Source organism: Paludibacterium denitrificans, assembly GCF_009707705.1.
Classification (GTDB): domain Bacteria; phylum Pseudomonadota; class Gammaproteobacteria; order Burkholderiales; family Chromobacteriaceae; genus Paludibacterium_A; species Paludibacterium_A denitrificans.
The window spans coordinates 2,317,736-2,335,162 of sequence record NZ_WLYX01000001.1; the positions used below are offsets into that span (position 1 = coordinate 2,317,736).

At 54.0% G+C, this 17,427-nt stretch carries 21 protein-coding genes and 5 pseudogenes; 16 read left to right on the forward strand and 10 right to left on the reverse strand.

From position 1 onward, the window contains the following. The first annotated feature begins 45 nt into the window (after positions 1–45). From tssM to GKE73_RS15160, 10 genes and pseudogenes are all read left to right on the forward strand, one after another. The gene (gene tssM / locus GKE73_RS15120; protein ID WP_230370613.1) at positions 46–1,338 is read left to right on the forward strand and encodes a type VI secretion system membrane subunit TssM; all 1,293 of its coding nucleotides are present in this window, start codon (positions 46–48) and stop codon (positions 1,336–1,338) included. Beyond that, positions 1,328–1,981: an ImcF-related family protein gene (locus GKE73_RS26010; RefSeq protein WP_376767363.1), complete on the forward strand. Its 654-nt coding sequence runs from the start codon at positions 1,328–1,330 to the stop codon at positions 1,979–1,981. The genes tssM and GKE73_RS26010 overlap by 11 nt, the downstream gene beginning before the upstream one ends. Before the next feature lie 81 nt (positions 1,982–2,062). After that, positions 2,063–2,533 (forward strand): ImcF-related family protein, encoded by a 471-nt coding sequence (locus GKE73_RS26015; protein WP_376767364.1) that lies wholly within the window; start codon positions 2,063–2,065, stop codon positions 2,531–2,533. After that, complete coding sequence (locus tag GKE73_RS24975; protein ID WP_230370614.1) at positions 2,530–3,588, forward strand: type VI secretion IcmF C-terminal domain-containing protein; 1,059 nt, start codon at positions 2,530–2,532, stop codon at positions 3,586–3,588. The genes GKE73_RS26015 and GKE73_RS24975 overlap by 4 nt, the downstream gene beginning before the upstream one ends. 223 nt (positions 3,589–3,811) lie before the next feature. Then, positions 3,812–4,828, forward strand: coding sequence for a type VI secretion system-associated protein TagF (tagF, locus tag GKE73_RS15135; RefSeq protein ID WP_230370615.1), 1,017 nt, complete (start codon positions 3,812–3,814; stop codon positions 4,826–4,828). A 38-nt stretch (positions 4,829–4,866) separates the two neighbouring features. Then, entirely contained in the window at positions 4,867–5,385 is a 519-nt protein-coding gene (tssB, locus tag GKE73_RS15140) for a type VI secretion system contractile sheath small subunit (protein ID WP_230370616.1), read from the forward strand. Positions 5,386–5,387: 2 nt separating this feature from the next. After that, entirely contained in the window at positions 5,388–6,623 is a 1,236-nt protein-coding gene (gene tssC, locus GKE73_RS15145) for a type VI secretion system contractile sheath large subunit (protein ID WP_230370617.1), read from the forward strand. Continuing rightward, positions 6,571–6,872 (forward strand): annotated as a pseudogene (locus GKE73_RS26690) (hypothetical protein). Before tssC ends, GKE73_RS26690 begins: the two are co-directional and overlap by 53 nt. Before the next feature lie 56 nt (positions 6,873–6,928). Next, positions 6,929–7,426 carry an Hcp family type VI secretion system effector gene (locus tag GKE73_RS15155; RefSeq protein ID WP_230370618.1) on the forward strand — a complete coding sequence of 166 codons (498 nt, stop codon included), beginning with the start codon at positions 6,929–6,931 and terminating at the stop codon, positions 7,424–7,426. A gap of 73 nt (positions 7,427–7,499) precedes the next feature. After that, positions 7,500–7,937, forward strand: a complete 438-nt coding sequence (locus GKE73_RS15160) for an OmpA family protein (protein WP_230370619.1) — start codon at positions 7,500–7,502, stop codon at positions 7,935–7,937. A 306-nt stretch (positions 7,938–8,243) separates the two neighbouring features. Here the strand turns inward: GKE73_RS15160 and GKE73_RS23885 are convergent, their stop codons facing one another. The 10 genes and pseudogenes from GKE73_RS23885 to GKE73_RS15200 all read right to left on the reverse strand — a co-directional run bounded on the left by GKE73_RS23885 (position 8,244) and on the right by GKE73_RS15200 (position 12,725). Then, positions 8,244–8,549 carry an HD-GYP domain-containing protein gene (locus GKE73_RS23885; RefSeq protein ID WP_312854478.1) on the reverse strand — a complete coding sequence of 102 codons (306 nt, stop codon included), beginning with the start codon at positions 8,547–8,549 and terminating at the stop codon, positions 8,244–8,246. A 19-nt stretch (positions 8,550–8,568) separates the two neighbouring features. After that, on the reverse strand, positions 8,569–8,721 hold the full coding sequence (locus GKE73_RS23890; RefSeq protein WP_280954969.1) for an HD-GYP domain-containing protein: 153 nt from the start codon (positions 8,719–8,721) through the stop codon (positions 8,569–8,571). A gap of 47 nt (positions 8,722–8,768) precedes the next feature. Then, positions 8,769–8,906, reverse strand: a complete 138-nt coding sequence (locus GKE73_RS15170) for a hypothetical protein (RefSeq protein ID WP_230370620.1) — start codon at positions 8,904–8,906, stop codon at positions 8,769–8,771. 18 nt (positions 8,907–8,924) lie between these two features. Further along, positions 8,925–8,969, reverse strand: a pseudogene (locus GKE73_RS26020) (hypothetical protein); the annotation flags it as partial. Next, the gene (locus tag GKE73_RS15175; protein WP_230370621.1) at positions 8,965–9,309 is read right to left on the reverse strand and encodes a PAS domain-containing protein; all 345 of its coding nucleotides are present in this window, start codon (positions 9,307–9,309) and stop codon (positions 8,965–8,967) included. The pseudogene GKE73_RS26020 and the gene GKE73_RS15175, both read right to left, overlap by 5 nt. A gap of 17 nt (positions 9,310–9,326) precedes the next feature. Then, positions 9,327–9,911: pseudogene (locus tag GKE73_RS15180) on the reverse strand (GAF domain-containing protein); the annotation flags it as partial. Positions 9,912–9,995: 84 nt separating this feature from the next. Continuing rightward, a complete protein-coding gene (locus GKE73_RS15185) occupies positions 9,996–11,408 on the reverse strand; it encodes a CHASE domain-containing protein (protein ID WP_230371497.1) in 1,413 nt (470 codons plus the stop codon). Then, positions 11,369–11,593 carry a hypothetical protein gene (locus GKE73_RS24980; protein ID WP_230371563.1) on the reverse strand — a complete coding sequence of 75 codons (225 nt, stop codon included), beginning with the start codon at positions 11,591–11,593 and terminating at the stop codon, positions 11,369–11,371. The genes GKE73_RS15185 and GKE73_RS24980 overlap by 40 nt, the downstream gene beginning before the upstream one ends. 355 nt (positions 11,594–11,948) lie before the next feature. Next, the gene (locus tag GKE73_RS15195) at positions 11,949–12,155 is read right to left on the reverse strand and encodes an SPOR domain-containing protein (protein ID WP_230370623.1); all 207 of its coding nucleotides are present in this window, start codon (positions 12,153–12,155) and stop codon (positions 11,949–11,951) included. 387 nt (positions 12,156–12,542) lie between these two features. Beyond that, positions 12,543–12,725: a hypothetical protein gene (locus GKE73_RS15200; RefSeq protein ID WP_230370624.1), complete on the reverse strand. Its 183-nt coding sequence runs from the start codon at positions 12,723–12,725 to the stop codon at positions 12,543–12,545. A gap of 143 nt (positions 12,726–12,868) precedes the next feature. Here GKE73_RS15200 and ndk point away from each other — a divergent pair, with 143 nt between their 5' ends. From ndk to ispG, 6 genes and pseudogenes are all read left to right on the forward strand, one after another. Then, positions 12,869–13,294 carry a nucleoside-diphosphate kinase gene (gene ndk, locus GKE73_RS15205; protein WP_230370625.1) on the forward strand — a complete coding sequence of 142 codons (426 nt, stop codon included), beginning with the start codon at positions 12,869–12,871 and terminating at the stop codon, positions 13,292–13,294. Positions 13,295–13,355: 61 nt separating this feature from the next. Then, a pseudogene (rlmN, locus tag GKE73_RS15210) lies at positions 13,356–14,446 on the forward strand (dual-specificity RNA methyltransferase RlmN). Between the two features lie 62 nt (positions 14,447–14,508). Then, positions 14,509–14,949: a hypothetical protein gene (locus GKE73_RS15215; protein WP_230370626.1), complete on the forward strand. Its 441-nt coding sequence runs from the start codon at positions 14,509–14,511 to the stop codon at positions 14,947–14,949. 233 nt (positions 14,950–15,182) lie between these two features. Further along, on the forward strand, positions 15,183–15,578 hold the full coding sequence (locus tag GKE73_RS15220; RefSeq protein ID WP_230370627.1) for a helix-turn-helix domain-containing protein: 396 nt from the start codon (positions 15,183–15,185) through the stop codon (positions 15,576–15,578). 77 nt (positions 15,579–15,655) lie between these two features. Beyond that, positions 15,656–16,063: a RodZ domain-containing protein gene (locus tag GKE73_RS15225; protein ID WP_230371498.1), complete on the forward strand. Its 408-nt coding sequence runs from the start codon at positions 15,656–15,658 to the stop codon at positions 16,061–16,063. 18 nt (positions 16,064–16,081) lie between these two features. Continuing rightward, a pseudogene (gene ispG, locus GKE73_RS15230) lies at positions 16,082–17,371 on the forward strand (flavodoxin-dependent (E)-4-hydroxy-3-methylbut-2-enyl-diphosphate synthase). The last annotated feature ends 56 nt before the right edge of the window (positions 17,372–17,427 follow it).

Consider the following 17,427-nt stretch of genomic DNA (forward strand, 5'->3'; position numbering starts at 1 on the left):
TGGCTTCGACATGGGAAGGTCGCCTCTGCGATTGGCTTCCTGATTTTGATCGCGCTCATCTGGTTCGTTGGCCCTTGGCTTGGGCTGGCTGAGCTGGATGCTCGGCTTGGTTGGATCGTGGGCGTGATGCTGTTTTGGATACTCACTTTGCTGCTTGGTCAGTTATTTGCACGCAGAGCAGGTGGGCTGCTGGAAAAAATGCTGCGCAAGCAAGCGGATGATGCGGTGATTGGCGCAGATACCAGTAAGCGTGCAGAAGTGACGCAATTGCGGCAAAAGCTGCTAGCCGCAGTGGATACCCTAAAGAAATCAAAGCTAGGCGTTTCCAGTGGTAGTGCTGCTTTATATGAATTGCCTTGGTACATGATTATTGGCCACCCTGCGGCGGGTAAGAGTTCCGCTATCTTGCAATCCGGCTTGACCTTTCCTTTCAGTGATAAAAGCGGAATCCGTGGTGTTGGTGGCACCCGAAATTGCGACTGGTTCTTTTCTACCGAAGGTGTATTGCTCGATACCGCTGGTCGTTATGCCACCCAGAGCGAGGATAGAGTTGAGTGGCTGGAGTTTCTCAAGCTGCTGAAAAAGCACCGAGCTAAAGCACCGGTAAACGGCATTCTGGTCGCCATTAGCCTGCCAGAGTTGGCGCAGTATCACAGCGAAGGTTTTGTTACCTACGCCCGCCAAGTACGTGAGCGCATTCATGAAATGTGCAATACCTTTGGTGTACAGGTGCCTGTGTATTTGTTGTTTACCAAGTTAGATTTGTTGGGAGGCTTTTCCCAGTTCTTTCAGGATGCTGATGAGGGTGAGCGTTCCCAAGTTTGGGGTGTCACTCTGACTGCAGAGCAAGGCAAGGGTTTTGACATTTCCACCGTGGCGTCCCAGCAGTTTGAATTGCTCTATCGTGGGTTGGTCCAGATGGGGGAAGAGAAGCTTGTGCAGCATCGAGGTGACAAGTGTAGTCCGGCGCATTTTGCTTTTCCGATTGAGTTCCACGGCTTAAAAGAAGCTGTGGTGAAATTCATGCACCTTTTATATGAAGATGACCCTTACCACGCTCATCCTTTGCTGCGCGGTTTTTACTTCACCAGTGCTTTGCAGGAGGGGGTGCCTCGCATCGTAGCGGCGAATCGGGTACAAGGCCTGTTCAATCTCAGTGCTACTCATCGCGATGGCAAGCAAGCTCCGTCCTCCCATAGTTTTTTCCTGCGCGATTTCTTCCGTAATGTACTGTTTCCAGATCAGCACCTGATCTCTCGTCAGACATCTCCACGAGTTGGCTGGACTCGCTTGGCTACCATGGTTGTAGGCGTGTTGTTGCTCGCTGGTGTGGCTTAGCATATGGTCCTGGACTTACATTGGTAATCAGCGGCTGCTTGAGCAGGTGGCCACTGATAGAGTTCAGGCTGAGAAGCTGTCTGCTTCTGGTCAGTTGTACAACAAACTCCGGGGCTTACTGTTGCTCCAGCAGCGGCTGGAAGAGTTGCAGGCCTATCGCAAGAATGGTGAGCCATGGCAGCTGGGATGGGGGTTGTACCAAGGCCATGAGTTGGAGGCTCGTTTGCGTAAGGAGTATTTCGCCGGTCTGCGTCAAGTGATGTTGATGCCGGTGCAGCGCAATTTGGAAGAAACTCTCAAACAATACAAATCTCAACCCGCAGTAGAAAAGTCGGTTGAGACGAAGCCGGTTCCTGTGGCTGTCAAGCCTGCTCCAATTCTTGCCCCCAAGCCGCACCCACACCCAATCAAACCGCGCAGGAGTTTGCCGAACATTGTAATTGGTGCGCTTGACTATATGGTCGGAGCTCTTAATTGGCCACAGAAAGCAGTGGCTTCCGAAATGGTTAACTCTCCAACAGCTACGCAACACCATCCCCTCGCGGGCATACCCGCAGAGGGCAGTCAGCCAGTGAAACTGGAGGTTGGATACAACGCGCTCAAGACCCTACCTGATGTTGCACGATCAGAAGCGGATGGATGAGCCACAGCTGATCGATCAGATTCCTCGTTACTGGCGCCCATACCGGAAAGTCAGCGAGGCCAGTATTCGGTAGAAGAGGTCATGGGTGTAGCAGAGAAACTGGTGGCTTTCTATGTCAGTCAGATCAAGGCCAGTGACTTGCCGTTGATCAACAATGACCCGCGGCTGGTCAATGATGCTCGAGATACACTGCGCGGTTCTTATAAACATTTGTCTGCTGAGGAAAGGGTTTATAACGAAATCCGCGCTCGAGCCAATACCCGCTATGCACCTCTTACCGTTGCCCGCATTCTTAACAACCGTGACTTGGACATCATGGCGAGTAGCCAGATGATTGAAGGGGCTTTTACACGCGAGGCTTGGAATGGCTACGTGAAAAGAGCGATTGAGGAGGCAAGTAAGGGAGAGATTCGCAGTGATGACTGGGTATTGGCTTCATCCATTCAGGATAATCTGGGTAAAGATGGCAATGTTGAGAAGAACCGGGCGGTCCTGACCGCCTTGTACCGTGGGCAATATATCTCCGCCGGAAAAAATTCCTGCCGGGAGTGACCGTCCGTGACTTCAGTAATCCTGCGCAATCAGCCTCAGCGCTGACCCGGTTGTCTGACAAACAGAGTTCACCTATCAAGTTGATTCTTGCGCGCGCAGCAATGGAAACTTCTTGGGACAACCCTTCTGAATTGAATCGCTCACTTGAGAACGCCAAGCAGTCAGTCTTGCAGAAAACCACTGCATTCCTAAAAGGTAGTGATGATTCAGCAGATAAGCAGGTGAATAACAAGCAGTATGGTGAAGTCGGGCAAGTGTTCGCTGGGATTGCTCAATTGGTGAAGGGAGATAATCCTCCTCTCAATGGATACCTTGATCAACTGGCAAAGCTGAAGGCAAAACTGGCGGCCATTGCATCTACGGACGAACCTGGTCCGCAGGCTCGTGCAACCTTGCAGGCTACCCTGAATGGCTCTGGCTCGGAGTTGGCTGACACGGTCTCTTATGTCGACAATTCATTGCTCAACCAAGTATCTAGCGATACTGCCGCTATGGTGCGCCCTATGTTGGTACGCCCGTTGTCACAGTCTTACACCGCTATGCAAGGGCCTGTTCAACAAGACATTAACCGGGCATGGGCCAATGAGGTATTGCCTCAGTGGAAACAGCTGGCCAGCAAGTATCCGTTTACCAATTCTGGCACGGTGGCCTCTGTGGCGGAAATCAACCGCTTTGTTAAAGCTAATGATGGTGTGCTCGATAAGTTCATCAATAAATACCTGAATGGACTAGTGCAACGCAAGGGTGACATGTTGGTGCCCCGAACTTGGGGGGACAAGGGCATTCGCTTTAATCCTGAATTTCTTTCCGGTGCAGGTAAGTTGGGCGCGCTTGCCGCTACCCAACTGCAGGATGGCGAGAACAGTCGTTTCGAATTGCAGCCTCAGCCCACACCCGGGTTGTCGGAGATTTCCATCGTGGTTGACGGTCAGGAGCTACGCTACCGTAATGGTCCACAAACCCGGCAACCTTTCAACTGGCCTGGTACCGATAATGTTGAGCGGTACTCGTATCCAAGTGGTGTCTTACAGTGGTGCTCCCAGTGTCATTGCTAACCAGTCGGGACACATGGGCCTGATGCGCATTTTGGCCAGCGCCAAGGTCAGCCAGGAGCGCAGTGATTTGGTGCAACTTTCCGGCCAGCCGGTAAGGCGGCAGATGGGCAGATGGTGCGTTTCAATTTCCGTATGGTTGGTGGAGTCAATCCCTTGCAGCTTATCAAGCTTTACAAGCTAACCCTGCCCGAGCGCGTGACTTTGTAATAAGGACGACCAGAACATGGCCTTCAATTTCAAGCGCACACAAGACCTAGGCGGGCAGTTCTGCATCTTTGGAAAATTGCCTCGACGTGCGGATTTCATTCGCATCAATGCTACACATCCGGCTGCATCCCAGTTGGATCACGTGATTGCCGACAGCTTGGTACTGCTAGGGGATGATGCGGCGCGCCAGCGTTACCTACGGATGCCAGCAACGTCCTTACTTACCCGATCTCCAGACGGAGCTTGGCTGTCGCTAGGCGTAATTCAGCCCAGTCGTGATGAGAGCGGACGGTTGTATCCGCTAGTAGCGGCTTCTCTGTTGCCTTCTGATATACCCCACCCTTCCATAGGGGTAATGATGTTATCCAATGAGTTGTTCTTCAATGGCTTGCAGGAACAACTACGTAATGCGATCGACAATGCTGTTGAGATGGTGGCCTGTCGGCAGTATCTGGAGGCTCAGGCATTATTCGGTGCGGGTTCATTGGACGATATCAAGTTGGCCGAACAACTACTCGGGCGGCACTTGTCCATGACCCCGTGCAGTCACTTGTCTACGTTGCTTGCAGGTAGTGGTGATACCGATTTAGCGGCGCTGCTGCTTTCCTTTGTATTTCACAGCCAGTTACAGCGCAAGTTCCGAGGTAGTCTTTCCTCGCAGGCTTACCTTCTACCTCTTCCGGCTGGTGACGGAGAAGACATGTTGGCCGTAGTGACTTGGCTAACTTTATTTTCGGCCGCCACCACAGGACTTACCAATATGTCTGTGCAGTGCTTGGTTATTCGCCAGCCGGAGCAAAACTGTCTTGCCTTGGTGCCCGGAATGCTTACGGCACCTATGCTGGCACAGTGCTGGGGGATAACGCTGGACCCTCGATTTGTCATTGATGTCTCAGATAAACAAGCCCCTTGGCGTAGCCATCAGTCCTACGCTGAAGCACTGTATATCCTTAGTCGCCGTTTGGGCGATTCGCAGTTCTCACTGGCTCAGCTTTGTGACGTGATGGCCAGTCTCTCTCTCAGTATTGTTTAACGGGTTGATGATCATTTTCGGTTACATAGGGACTCATCATGGGTAATGAAAGTACGCAGAAAAAACTGTCACGGGTTCGTCCTCCACGTGTCCAGATCACCTACGACGTAGAAATCGGTGATGCGATTGAAACTAAGGAATTGCCCTTTGTAATGGGGGTGCTCGGAGATTATTCCGGACATCGCAAAGAGCCAGCTGCCAAGCTGAAGGATCCTGCTCGCAAGTTCGTGCAAATCGATCGCGACAACTTCGACGAAGTGCTCAAGGGCATGGCGCCGCGTCTGGCGATGAAGGTGGACAACAAGCTGGCCGACGACGACACCCAACTGGGCGTCGAACTTAACTTTGAATGCTTGGCTGACTTCGAACCTCAAAACGTGGCCAAGCAGGTAGACCCGCTGAAGAAGCTGGTGGATGCCCGCCAGCGCCTGTCCGAGCTGCGCAACAAGATGGCTGGTAACGACAAGCTGGAAGCTTTGCTGGACGATATCGTTCGCGACACGGAGAAACTGCGTCAGATCAGCTTATCCGGTAGTAACGATAAGGCAGGGGAGTGAGCATGAGCGCAGAACAGCAAACCGTCGCCGTGCCGCAGGCTGCTGAGCAACAGGCATCCAGCTTGCTGGACAGCATCATCGAACAAAGCCGCGTGGCCAGCAGCGACAGCGAACGCGGTCATGCCCGCGACCTGATCGCCGAGTTGGCCGAACAGGTGCTGGAAGGCAGCGTCACCGTCTCGCGCGACCTGAGCGCCAGCCTAGACGCCCGCATCGCTGAGATCGATGCGCTGATTTCTGATCAGCTGAACGCCATTATGCATCACCCAGACTTCCAGCAGCTGGAAGCTTCTTGGCGCGGTCTGAACTATCTGGTGAAAAGTTCGGAAACCAGCACGCAGCTGAAGCTGAAAGTGCTCAATGTTTCCAAGAAAGAACTGGTCAAAGATTTCAAGGCAGCTTCTGAGTTCGATCAGAGCGCACTATTCAAGAAGATCTACGAAGAAGAATACGGCACCTTCGGCGGCGCGCCTTATGCCGCGCTGGTGGGCGATTTCGAATTTACCCGCCATCCGGAAGACTTCTACCTGCTGGAAGAGCTGTCACACGTGGCCGCCGCCGCGCACGCGCCGCTAATCTCCGCCGCCGCGCCGGGCCTGTTCGGCCCGGAAACCTTCGCCGACATCGGCAAACCTCGCGATCTGGCCAAGATCTTCGACACCGTCGAGTACGCCAAGTGGAAATCCTTCCGCGAATCGGAAGACTCCCGCTATGTGGGCTTGGTGTTGCCGCACGTGCTGGGGCGCCTGCCTTACGGCCGAGATAACGTGCCTGTGGAAGAATTCAACTTCGAAGAAAACGTTGATGGTACCAACCACGACAAATACCTGTGGACCAATGCAGCCTACGCCTACGCGGCCCGCTTGACCGACGCCTTTGCCCAGTTCGGCTGGCTGGCGGCAATTCGTGGTGTGGAAGGCGGAGGCCTGGTAGAGGGCTTGCCCGCACATACCTTTAAGACGGACAGTGGCGAAGTGGCGCTCAAATGTCCTACCGAAGTTGCTATCACCGACCGAACGGAAAAGCTGCTGTCCGATCTGGGCATGATTGCCTTGGTGCACTGCAAGAACACCGACTATGCCGCTTTCTTTGCTAAGCCAGTCCGTGCAGAAAGCCAAGACCTACAACACCGACGCGGCCAACGCCAACGCCCGTCTGTCCACCCAGCTGCCCTATATCTTTGCCGTGTCCCGCATCGCACATTATATGAAGTCCATCATGCGCGACAAGATCGGTAGCTTTGCCTCCCGCCAGAACGTGCAGGACTACCTGAACACCTGGTTGGCGCAATACGTGCTGCTGGACGATTCTGCCAGCCGGAAGCCAAGGCCAAGTACCCGTTACGTGAGGCTCGTGTAGATGTTGTGGAGGTGCCGGGTAAGCCTGGTGTGTACCGTGCTGCCGCTTTCCTGCGGCCGCATTTTCAGCTAGATGAACTGACGATTTCGCTGCGACTCGTCGCAGAATTGCCCCAGCCTGCGGGTTGATTGTTGATGGTGGGTTAGTCCCACGTGTTGTTACTTTAGTAAAGAAAGGTAAATAAATGGCTTTTGATGCATTTCTGAAAATTGATGGCATTCCGGGTGAAAGTACCGACGACAAGCATAAGGACTGGATCGAAATCCTGTCTTTTGTTCATGGTCTTGAGCAACCGGCTCAGTCCACTGCTAGCTCTGCTGGTGGTGCTACTGCTGAACGAGTGAACCATGCCCCGCTAGAAATTATCCACTTTCTGGATAAGGCTAGTCCGAAGATCTATGAGGCTTGCTGCACTGGCAAACATATTAAGGATGTCACTATTGAGCTGTGCCGTGCAGGTGGTGACAAGGTGAAATACACGGAAATCAAAATGGAACAGGTGCTGATTTCCAAGGTGGTACCGAGTGGTGCAGCCAATGATGCAGGTTTCCCCAGTGAGAAAGTTAGCTTCTCTTACGGCAAGATCAAGTGGACCTATACCCAGCAGAAACGTGCGGACGGTACTGGTGGCGGCAATGTGAGCGCTGGCTGGGATCTGACTAGCAACAAGACTATCGCCTGATTCGATTGACCGGTGTGTTGCCCGCTCCGGTGCCCGGGGCGGGCTATTGAATGTTCATTTCTGGACGTTTGTCATGAAGCAATTAATGTTGTACGGCTTGGTTTGTGGTCTATTACTGGGGTGTGCTGGCAATCGTGCCCGGACGCTGGATCCAGCTGTTCAGGCCGCACAAGAGAAGGCCGCTGCAGAGAAAGCTGTGTTGGAGAAAAAAATTGAAACCAATATGGCGATCGACCCAAATTTCATCCCGTTCCAAAAGCTTAGTCCAAAGCTGGATGATATAGGTAAGGGGCAGTTATTGCGGTTGTTACCCAGACTAAAAGCAAGCAAGGCGATTGTCGTTCGGGGATATTGCTATCGTGGTGATATCGGTAATGCAAAGGCCGCATCACAAGCACGTGCGGTTGAAGTTAAAGACTTTATGACTAAGGCTGGTATACCGGAAAATCACATCACAGTTCGCTTCGATACCGGACGTAAATTACATGGTGTGCAGTTACACTACAAATAATATGCAGGGGTAATTGAATAGTTGCTAGAGGCAAGGACGAGTAACTTCTGATACGGAGTGCTTGTACCCTGCCTTATCGAAAGGCCGACTAGGTCTTATGGCCTTGATGTATAGACCTGCGGCACGGCAGAATACTTATATCAGTTGTAGTCAATTGTCCTGTCGATTTGTAGCGACGGACCAATATCGTTGCTCTTGGCCTGTTTTTTGGTAAAGGGATAGCCGACATGCTTTCCTAGCATTTGACAACGTTTAACACGTTAGGTTGGCCGAAAAATCGGGTTATTCTAAAATTATACCTACTAACTAGGCTTTAAACGTACCATCCGGTAAGGCGTATTCTTTTTGGCGTATCAGCCGTACCATCGCCTCTACTACCGATTTGTCATAGATTGTTCCCGTGCCTTTCTCTATTTCGGTTAATGCCTGCTCCAGCCCCAGTGCCGCCCGGTATGGGCGATGGCTAGCCATCGCTTCGATCACATCGGCAACGGCCAGTACGCGGGCTTCCGGGAGGATATCATCACCTTTCAGTCCTCGAGGATAGCCACTGCCATCCATGCGTTCGTGGTGCTGTCGTATGATTTCTGCAATGGGTTTACCAAACGGCACATCTTTAAGGATATCGTAGCTAAGCCTGAGCGTGTTCCTGAATCATCTTCATTTCCGTGGTGTTCAGGCGTGTTGGTTTTGCCAGAATCTCGGCTGGGACAGCGATTTTCCCGATGTCGTGCACCAGCCCAACCATGGCCAACATTTTGCAGCGTTCTTCCGTCCACCCCATTTCTTGCCCAATCGCGCTGGCAATTAATCCTACTCGTCGTTCATGGCTTAAGCGGTGTAAGGATCGCGTAGCTCTACCATGGTGGACACGGCATAGAGTGTCGCTTCCATGGAGGCTTCCAGTTGTTTGACGTAGGCGGCAATTTTATCTTCCGCCCGTTTGCGCTCGGTAATGTCTTGCGCCATGACTATGGTGGCTGGTAAGCCGTCGTCCCGGGTAATCAGGCTGGCGCTGACGCCAAGTTCAATCCATTTGCCATCGCGACGCCGTACTGGGGCGCTGTAAGAAACAGTGCGCTCGCTGAGCGCCTAATCGAGCCCACGCTTGCTGAATCTGTTCACTGCTCTCGGGATCCGTATCGGTAAAGTCCAGTACGTTTCGTCCCAGTAGCTCATCCGCAGACCAGCCGGTGATTTCACAATAGCGGGGGTTAACGTAGATAAAGCGGCCATCACGCCGCACGTACATGCCGCTGACAGTTTGCTCAACCATGTTGCGAAAGCGTTGTTCGCTATCGCGCAGTGCTTGCTCACCATGGCGGATTTCGGTGATATCCACCCGGGCCAGAATGATATCGTCACCCACCATGGTCATGGTGCCTTGGGCTATGCGGGTTGCGCCGTCCTTATTGTGCAACTGGCACTCTGGCAATTGTACGGTGAGTCCGTATTGGACGCGTTCGATCGCCTGATGCAAGAGGGTCTGAAACTGTGCTTAAGCGATTCGTTGACCGCATGAAGGTGGTCAAACCACCAATCGGGATCAGTGATCTCCGCTGGCAGATAGCCTAGCCAGTGTTGGTGAGCCCGGTTGATAGCCGTGAGATGCCAGTCAGCTTTTGCATGCACCTGCATGGGAACCGGGGTGGCTTCGAACACCTGTTGCAGGTGGTGTTCGGATTCCATCACGGTTGCTTGGAACGCTTTGGCGGTGGCTTCGGAGTCGAACTTGTCGAGCGCAAAGCTGATTTGCGTTGCCATGCTTTCAAACAGACTACGGGTTTCGTGGTCATACCAGCCAGTGTTGGCCGAATAAAACGTCAGGGCGCCGATAGGGTGACCGGCACGGTTAATCGGCAAGGCGGCTGACGAGGCTAAACCGTACTGGGCGGCGCGTTGTTTCCGGGGGGCGGCACGTGGATCGGTGTCGATTTCTGCGATCCATATTTGCTGGTTTTCGCGCACAGCGGTGCCGGTAGCGCCCGGCCGTGTGGATCATCCGCTCGCACGGATACCTGAATGTTCTCCAGATAGCTTTTGCTGTCGCCATATGAACTAACCGGGATGATGCTCCCGCTTGCCGCGTCGGTCAGGCCAATCCAGGGCTAACTTCATGCCGCCAAATTGCACGACAACTTCACAGATCCGGTTGAACAGCTGTTGTTCACTCGTACAGCGCAGGATAGCGGCGTTGCATTCACTCAAGGCAGCATAGAGTTTGGCCAGTTGCTGGATGCGCAGAAGACTGTATTTCTGTTCGGTAATGTCCTGATGTGAGCCGATCATCCGCAGCGGCTTGCCTGCTTCGTCGCGGAGGATGACCATGCCGCGATCCACTAGCCATTTGTAACTGCCTTGTTTGCTGCGCAGGCGATGCTCGCTTACATAATGCGGTATCTGGTTGTCGAGACAAGCCTGCACTTGTTTGCGAACCTGTGGCAGATCATCGGGATGAACGCGCTGTTCCCATTCGGCCAACCCATTGCCGATTTCTTGCTCCGTGTACCCCAGCATTTCTTTCCAGCGCCGGGAATAGAACACTGTTCCGGTCTCGATATCCCAGTCCCAAACCCCCAGTCCAGAGCCTTCCAGCGCAAAGTTCCAGCGCGCCTCGCTCTCCTTCAGCAACTGTTCTCGTTGTCGGATATCCTGCGTCAGCCGTTGGGCAATCAGATTGGCTCGGTGTCTGGTGTTGAGCAGAGACCAGAGCAACCAGGCCAGCAGGCCGCTGAGTACCGCTCCCCAGATAAACGCATGCCGGGCAATCGTGTAATCCAGATGGTCGGTTCCCTGATCGCGTTGCAGTACCAACAGCCAGCGGTGGCCGTTGAAGTCGATGATGCGTTGCTGGTAGAGCAGGGGATGGTTGGTCGTGCTCATGCGTGCCCGGCCACTAAAGAGCAGGGTTGATGGGGTGGGGTGCAACCCGTCGTAGACGAACAGGTTGAAATCTTTGCCTAGTTGCCGTTGCCAATCATGCAGGATGCCGACGATCAAATCGCTCATGCGGTACGGGCTGTTGGTCCAGCCGATCAACGCGTGTTGCCGTTGCGATACCGTATCCGTTGGAAGCCCGCGCCGGTAGATGGGCACATACATGATGACGCCAGCCTGCACGTCTTTCCCGTTCTCCTGTACCAACGCCAGTTTACCGGTCAGCGTCGCTTGGCCCGTGTCGCGCGCGGTGACCAGTGCAGCCCTGCGCACCGGCTCGGAAAACACATCATAGCCTAGTGCCCTGAGATTGCGGTCGTTGGAGGGTTCCAGATAGACGATAGGTGTGTAGAGGTCGCGTTTGCCAGCCGGGCGGACGGTGTAGTCGGGGATGCCCTCTTGGCGAATCGTCGCGATGTGTTGGTTGAGTTGTGAGGAGCGGACCAGTAGTGCCAGCCCGAAACCTTGCACGCCGGGCAGATTCTGCTCCAGTTTCAGCGTGCTCCAGTAGCGCTTCCAGTCGGTGTGATCCAGATGGTCCGATGCAACGAAAAAAGCATGGCGCCGCGCAGGATTAGTTCCTGGGCAGCCAGCCTGTCCCTGATCTTCAGGGTAATTTGATCGCTGGCATGTGCAAATTGCTTGACCGCATCGTTGTCGACCTGTTGTTTCATCTTGAGACTGAACAGGGCGGTTGCGATCAGGCCGATGGCAAGCACAAACCAAACCAAGTGATTTTTTTCAAAGCATGTCGAAAGCTAAACGGGTTGACAATATTTGTGCCGTAGACCATTGCAACACAGTTTTATGCCGTTGACACTAGTCAATGGCAATCGATTAACGATCTGCCCGGCATCAGGCAATTAGTGTTGATGGTGTAATGTCTGGGTTTGGCTGTCATAGCGAGTCTCGGCGTGTGTCATCAGGTTTGGCCAGTCTCTTGGACACCTGTTCGGCCAACTTGAGTCGAGAGAATGCTTGTTTTCTCTTGGCCGACTTGTCCGAGCCCGCTTTGATGTGCGGTTCCGGTATGTGTCCATGGCGCGTGATTGCTTAAGCATGAAGCGATTACGATCAATACCCTGCTGGTGCCAGTAGCGGTTTGTAACCCAGTTTCCGTAGTTTCTCGCTGGCCTCGTCGGCTTCGCTACGAGTTTTAAAGGGGCCGAGCTGTACGCGGGTTTCCGTGTGTGCCTCAATGCCGTGATTTTTCAATTCGCGCACCAGATTTTCGGCATTGGCGGTGGTGTTAAAAAGTCCCAGCTGCAGGGTGTACCCCACTGATGAGCCAGCCGGTTGTGTTTTGTTGGTGCTAACGGGCGGAACTGGCGCTATGGCTGGTTGACTAACCGCTTTAGCTGCTGGTGTTGTCGAGTGTGTGGCTGGTGCTTAAGCGCGGGAGCATGGCTCAGGTTGAGCTGCGCCGACTTGAGAATGTTCGCGTGATTGCCATTTGGCGGTGCGGCCGGTGGCGTCAGGGGCTTGGTTGCCGCCAGCGCAGGTGTCTTGCTCAGGTCTGGAGTTTGGGGCGATGTCGCTGTCGGTTTGATTGGTAGTGTGGCGGCAGGGGCGCTGGCTGTGCTGGCCGGTGCGCTGGCAATAGATTTGGGCGCTGAAGTCTCCGGTGCCGCTTCGGAAGCGATTTTTATGATCTTGCCGGAGCTGGCGTTATTGGCCGCCCGGGTCATTTCCGTCTTGTTGGCTAAGCTTCAGATTGTCCAGTATTGGTATGGATAGCAGCGCCACGACGACCAGTGCCGCCGCAATGGTCAGTCGTGCTTTCAGCTTGTGGTGAATCAGCTTTTCGTCTTCACTGGACGGGACGTCATTGTTTGAATGGTGTTCGGTCATGGCGCTTAAATTTTATACAGCGTTGACAGGCAAAGGCTGGTAAAATGCCCGGTTACTTAAAATTGTGTAACCCGGCACGGTTAAATTATGTCGCTTGAGTTTAGCCGCTTGTCGCCATTTTGTATTTGGATTGGAGATTTTATATGGCAATTGAACGCACCCTGTCTATCGTTAAGCCCGACGCTGTTGCTAAGAATGTAATCGGCAAGATCTATGACCGTTTCGAATCGGCTGGTCTGAAAATCGTTGCTGCCAAGATGAAGCAACTGTCCCGCGCCGAAGCCGAAGGTTTCTACGCCGTGCACAAAGAACGTCCGTTCTTCAAGGACTTGGTTGAGTTCATGATCTCCGGCCCGGTGATGATCCAGGCTCTGGAAGGCGAAGGCGCCATTGCCAAGAACCGTGAACTGATGGGCGCTACCGATCCGAAGAAAGCTGACGCCGGTACCATCCGTGCCGACTTTGCTGACTCCATCGACGCCAACGCCGTTCATGGCTCTGATAGTGCCGAAAACGCTGCCATCGAAATCGCCTATTTCTTTGCTGCGTCTGAAATCTGCGCTCGCTGATTTCATTTAAGTGCTGTATCAGGCGGCAGCTTAAGGCTGCCGCTGTTTTCTCGAGGATTGCATGAAAACTAACCTGCTCGACTTCAATCTGGACCAACTGACTCAGCATTTTGCCGAGATGGGCGAAAAACCGTTTCGCGCCAAACAGGTAATGCGCTGGATGCACCAGATGGGCGAAGCCGATTTTGATGCCATGACCGACCGGCCAAAAGCTTGCGTGCCAAACTGCACGAGAAAGCTGAGGTTCGTGTGCCGTCGCTCATGACCGGGCAGGCGTCCAGTGATGGTACCCGCAAGTGGCTGCTTGATGTTGGCACCGGTAATGGTGTCGAAACAGTCTTCATTCCTGAAGACGAACGCGGAACCTTGTGCGTGTCATCTCAGGTTGGTTGTGCGCTGGAATGTACGTTCTGCTCTACCGGCCGACAGGGGTTCAATCGCAATTTGTCGACGGCAGAAATCATTGGTCAGCTCTGGTGGGCCAATAAGGCGATGGGTGTTACCCCAAAAAATGAGCGCGTCATTTCTAATGTGGTGATGATGGGAATGGGGGAACCGCTAGCCAACTTTGATAACGTGGTCAGCGCCCTGCAGATCATGCTGGATGACCATGGTTACGGCCTCAGTCGCCGCCGGGTAACGTTGTCCACATCAGGGCTGGTGCCACAGATGGATCGGTTGCGTGAAGTGTGCCCGGTAGCGCTGGCTGTCAGCCTGCATGCGCCCAACGATGCGATTCGTGATCAAATCGTGCCGATCAACAAGAAGTACCCGCTGCGGGAACTGATGGCGGCCTGCTCCCGTTATTTGGAAAAGGCGCCGCGTGATTTTATTACCTTTGAATACGTCATGCTTGACGGTGTCAATGATAGGCCGGAACATGCTCGCCAGTTGATTGAGCTGGTGAGGGATATTCCTTGCAAGTTCAACCTGATTCCGTTTAATCCATTTCCCAACTCGGGTTATGACCGCTCCAGCAATAATGCGATCCGGATTTTCCGTGAGTTGCTGCAGGAGCAGGGCTATGTCGTTACCGTACGCAAAACCCGTGGTGATGACATTGATGCCGCGTGTGGACAGCTGGCGGGGCAAGTCCAAGACAAAACCCGGCGACAGGCCAAATGGATGCAGATCGTAGAGGATAATCAGTAATGAAAACATGGCGGATGTGGGGGGCTGGATGCCTGTTGGCGCTTGGTTGTACTGCATCGGTCATGGCGGCCTCGAAGGATCTGGCACAGATCCGCAGCCAATTGGCGATTGAATACGTCAAGGTCGGCAATTTGCGCGTGGCGCTGGATATGGCGAATGAAGCAGTCGATGCTGATAGTCGCTCGGCGCCAGCCTATCTCACGCGGGCATATATTTATTCCTTGTTACAGCAGGATGGTCAGGCTGAGCAGAATTATCGTCAGGCATTGCAGCTAGATCCGGCGAATCCGGAAGGGAATAACAATTACGGCCTGTTCCTGTGTGAGCATAATCGCCCGCGGGATGGCATGGGTTATTTCAGCAAGGCGCTGGCCAATCCGCTGTACGAATCGCCGCAGACCGCCTATCTGAACATGGGGCGCTGCAGTGCAAAATTGGGCGAAACCGACAAGGCCAATGATTCGCTGCTGATGGCATTGCGTGTCGCTCCTAATTTCCCATAAGCTCTTAAAGAGCTGGCATCGTTACATTTGGATCTGGGTAATGCCAAGTTGGCCGGATTCTATTTCGACCGACTGCGACAAAATAGTCAGGTTTTGGGGCCTGAAGAGTTGTGGCTGGGCATACGTATTGCGCGTCGTTCCGGCGACCGAAATCTGGAAAGTGATTGCGCGGCACAGCTACGAAACCGCTATCCCGATTCCAAAGAAACCCAGATGCTGTTGAGTGGAAGTTGATGATGGAACAACAACCTGACCAATCCAAACCGTCTGGCGAACCCGGAGTTGGTTTTCTGCTGAAGCAGGCGCGGGAAGCCGCCGGGGTGAGCTTGGCCGATGTCGCGGCCCGGCTGAAGTTGTCCATGCGTCAACTCGAAGCCATCGAGGCGGACGATTTTCAGTCATTGCCCGGTCCGATCTTTGTCCGCGGCTTCGTGCGTAACTATGCGCGTTTTCTGGCCTTGGATAGCGAGCCGCTGATGCGGCGGCTGGAACAGCAGATGCCTGTTGCCGCTCAAGAGACCGTGGCTGATGTACCGCAGCACGTGGGCAAGAACTTGCGGGCAAGGCGCCGCGGGTGGCTCGGTTGGCCTGGGGTCGACCGTTGGCTGTGCTGTTGTTGGTGCTGGTGATTATTGGCGTGGCCTGGTGGTGGCTGTCGCGAGAACATGTTGATTCGGCGGAGACGGCTCCGGGGCAGTTGGCGCCGATGCTGGTCCATCAGGAGGCGGCCTCGGCATCGTTGGGCACAAGTGCTGCTGCCAGTGCGCCAACTAAAACGGCTCATATGGTGGCGTCTGCCGCGTCGACGGTGCCAAGTAGTGGGATAAGCAAATCGCAGGCTAGTGTCGCCGTTGCTAGCACGCAACCAGATGCGGCGGGCAAGATCAGTTTGAAGGTGGGAAGCGGAGCTGCCCGGATTTCTGTCGTCGATGCCAACGGTAAAAAACTGGTTTTTGAAACGGTAGCGGCTGGCAGCGGGCGTGAAGTGAGTGGCACACCGCCGTTCCAGCTTAAAATTGGCAACGCGGCACAGGTCCAGTTGGCGTATAACGGCCAACCCGTTAATTTCTCAGACAAGATTCGTGGTACAACCGCCAGAATCGAGCTCAAGTAACAATTCAGGTTTTAAAAAATGGATAGCGGGATTATCGCTCGACGCCCTACTCGCCGGTACGAGTAGGGCATGTTGTTGTCGGGTCGGACGCTCCGGTGGTGGTTCAGTCAATGACCAACACTGATACGGCCGACGCAGTGGCGACGGCCAAGCAGGTTTATGAGTTGGCCGAAGCCGGTTCGGAACTGGTACGCATTACGGTGAATACGCCAGAGGCCGCGGCCAAGGTGGCCGAAATTCGCCAGCGCCCTGGATGATATGGGCTGTAATACCCCATTGGTTGGTGATTTCCATTTCAACGGAGACCGACTGCTCAAGGAGTATCCCGACTGCGCGCGTGCGTTGGCCAAATACCGTATCAATCCGGGTAATGTTGGCAAGGGCGCCAAAGGCGATGACAAGTTTGCCTTCATGATCCGTGCCGCGGCCGAATATGACAAGCCCGTGCGTATTGGTGTCAACTGGGGAAGTCTGGATCAGAGTCTGGCCACGCGGCTGATGGATGCCAACAATCGTTCGGCCAACCCTCTTGCTCCGGATGCCATCATGCGCGAGGCGTTGATTGTGTCAGCGCTGGAGTCTGCCCAAAAGGCCATTGATCTGGGGCTATCGCCTGACAAGATTTTGCTGTCCTGCAAGGTTAGCCACGTGCAGGACCTGATTAGCGTGTATCGTGATCTCGGCCGTCGCTGTGATTATCCGTTGCATTTGGGTCTGACCGAGGCTGGGATGGGGTCCAAGGGCATTGTGGCGTCCACCGCTGCGCTGGCTGTCCTGCTGCAAGAAGGTATCGGCGATACCATCCGTATTTCACTGACCCCGGCGCCCGGTGAAGCCCGTACCCGGGAGGTGGTCGTCGCGCAGGAAATCCTGCAAACGATGGGTTTGCGCAGCTTTACCCCGTTGGTCACGGCTTGCCCGGGTTGCGGGCGCACGACCAGTACCTTCTTTCAGGAGCTGGCTGACCGCATCCAGCAATATCTGCGCGCACAAATGCCGATCTGGCGCTTGCAGTACCCCGGCGTGGAAGATATGAAAGTCGCGGTAATGGGCTGCGTGGTAAATGGGCCGGGTGAATCGAAACTGGCCGATATTGGTATTTCTTTGCCCGGTACGGGTGAAGTGCCGGTGGCGCCGGTGTATATGGATGGACAAAAAGACGTTACGCTCAAGGGGGAGCATATCGCCGAAGAGTTCCAGACTATCGTTGAACATTATGTGCAAACTCGCTACGGCGAGGGTGGAGTCAAGCGGCGAGAGGTGGCAAATCGTACCATCCCGATCCAGGCTGTCCCTGCTGGCAAGTGAGCCAATTAATTTGAGTCGGCCGTTTCGGCCAACGTATTAGGCATAATTCCAGATAA

What these genes read in the sequence shown, in the direction of transcription:
- GKE73_RS26015 (WP_376767364.1), top strand. Translation starts at nt 2,063, where the DNA reads ATGGGTGTAGCAGAGAAACTGGTGGCTTTCTATGTCAGTCAGATCAAG.
- tagF (WP_230370615.1), top strand. Translation starts at nt 3,812, where the DNA reads ATGGCCTTCAATTTCAAGCGCACACAAGACCTAGGCGGGCAGTTCTGC.
- tssB (WP_230370616.1), top strand. Translation starts at nt 4,867, where the DNA reads ATGGGTAATGAAAGTACGCAGAAAAAACTGTCACGGGTTCGTCCTCCA.
- tssC (WP_230370617.1), top strand. Translation starts at nt 5,388, where the DNA reads ATGAGCGCAGAACAGCAAACCGTCGCCGTGCCGCAGGCTGCTGAGCAA.
- GKE73_RS15155 (WP_230370618.1), top strand. Translation starts at nt 6,929, where the DNA reads ATGGCTTTTGATGCATTTCTGAAAATTGATGGCATTCCGGGTGAAAGT.
- GKE73_RS15160 (WP_230370619.1), top strand. Translation starts at nt 7,500, where the DNA reads ATGAAGCAATTAATGTTGTACGGCTTGGTTTGTGGTCTATTACTGGGG.
- GKE73_RS23890 (WP_280954969.1), bottom strand. Translation starts at nt 8,721, where the DNA reads ATGGGGTGGACGGAAGAACGCTGCAAAATGTTGGCCATGGTTGGGCTG.
- GKE73_RS15170 (WP_230370620.1), bottom strand. Translation starts at nt 8,906, where the DNA reads ATGGCGCAAGACATTACCGAGCGCAAACGGGCGGAAGATAAAATTGCC.
- GKE73_RS15175 (WP_230370621.1), bottom strand. Translation starts at nt 9,309, where the DNA reads ATGGTGGGTGACGATATCATTCTGGCCCGGGTGGATATCACCGAAATC.
- GKE73_RS15200 (WP_230370624.1), bottom strand. Translation starts at nt 12,725, where the DNA reads ATGACCGAACACCATTCAAACAATGACGTCCCGTCCAGTGAAGACGAA.
- ndk (WP_230370625.1), top strand. Translation starts at nt 12,869, where the DNA reads ATGGCAATTGAACGCACCCTGTCTATCGTTAAGCCCGACGCTGTTGCT.
- GKE73_RS15215 (WP_230370626.1), top strand. Translation starts at nt 14,509, where the DNA reads ATGGCGGCCTCGAAGGATCTGGCACAGATCCGCAGCCAATTGGCGATT.
- GKE73_RS15220 (WP_230370627.1), top strand. Translation starts at nt 15,183, where the DNA reads ATGATGGAACAACAACCTGACCAATCCAAACCGTCTGGCGAACCCGGA.
- GKE73_RS15225 (WP_230371498.1), top strand. Translation starts at nt 15,656, where the DNA reads ATGCTGGTCCATCAGGAGGCGGCCTCGGCATCGTTGGGCACAAGTGCT.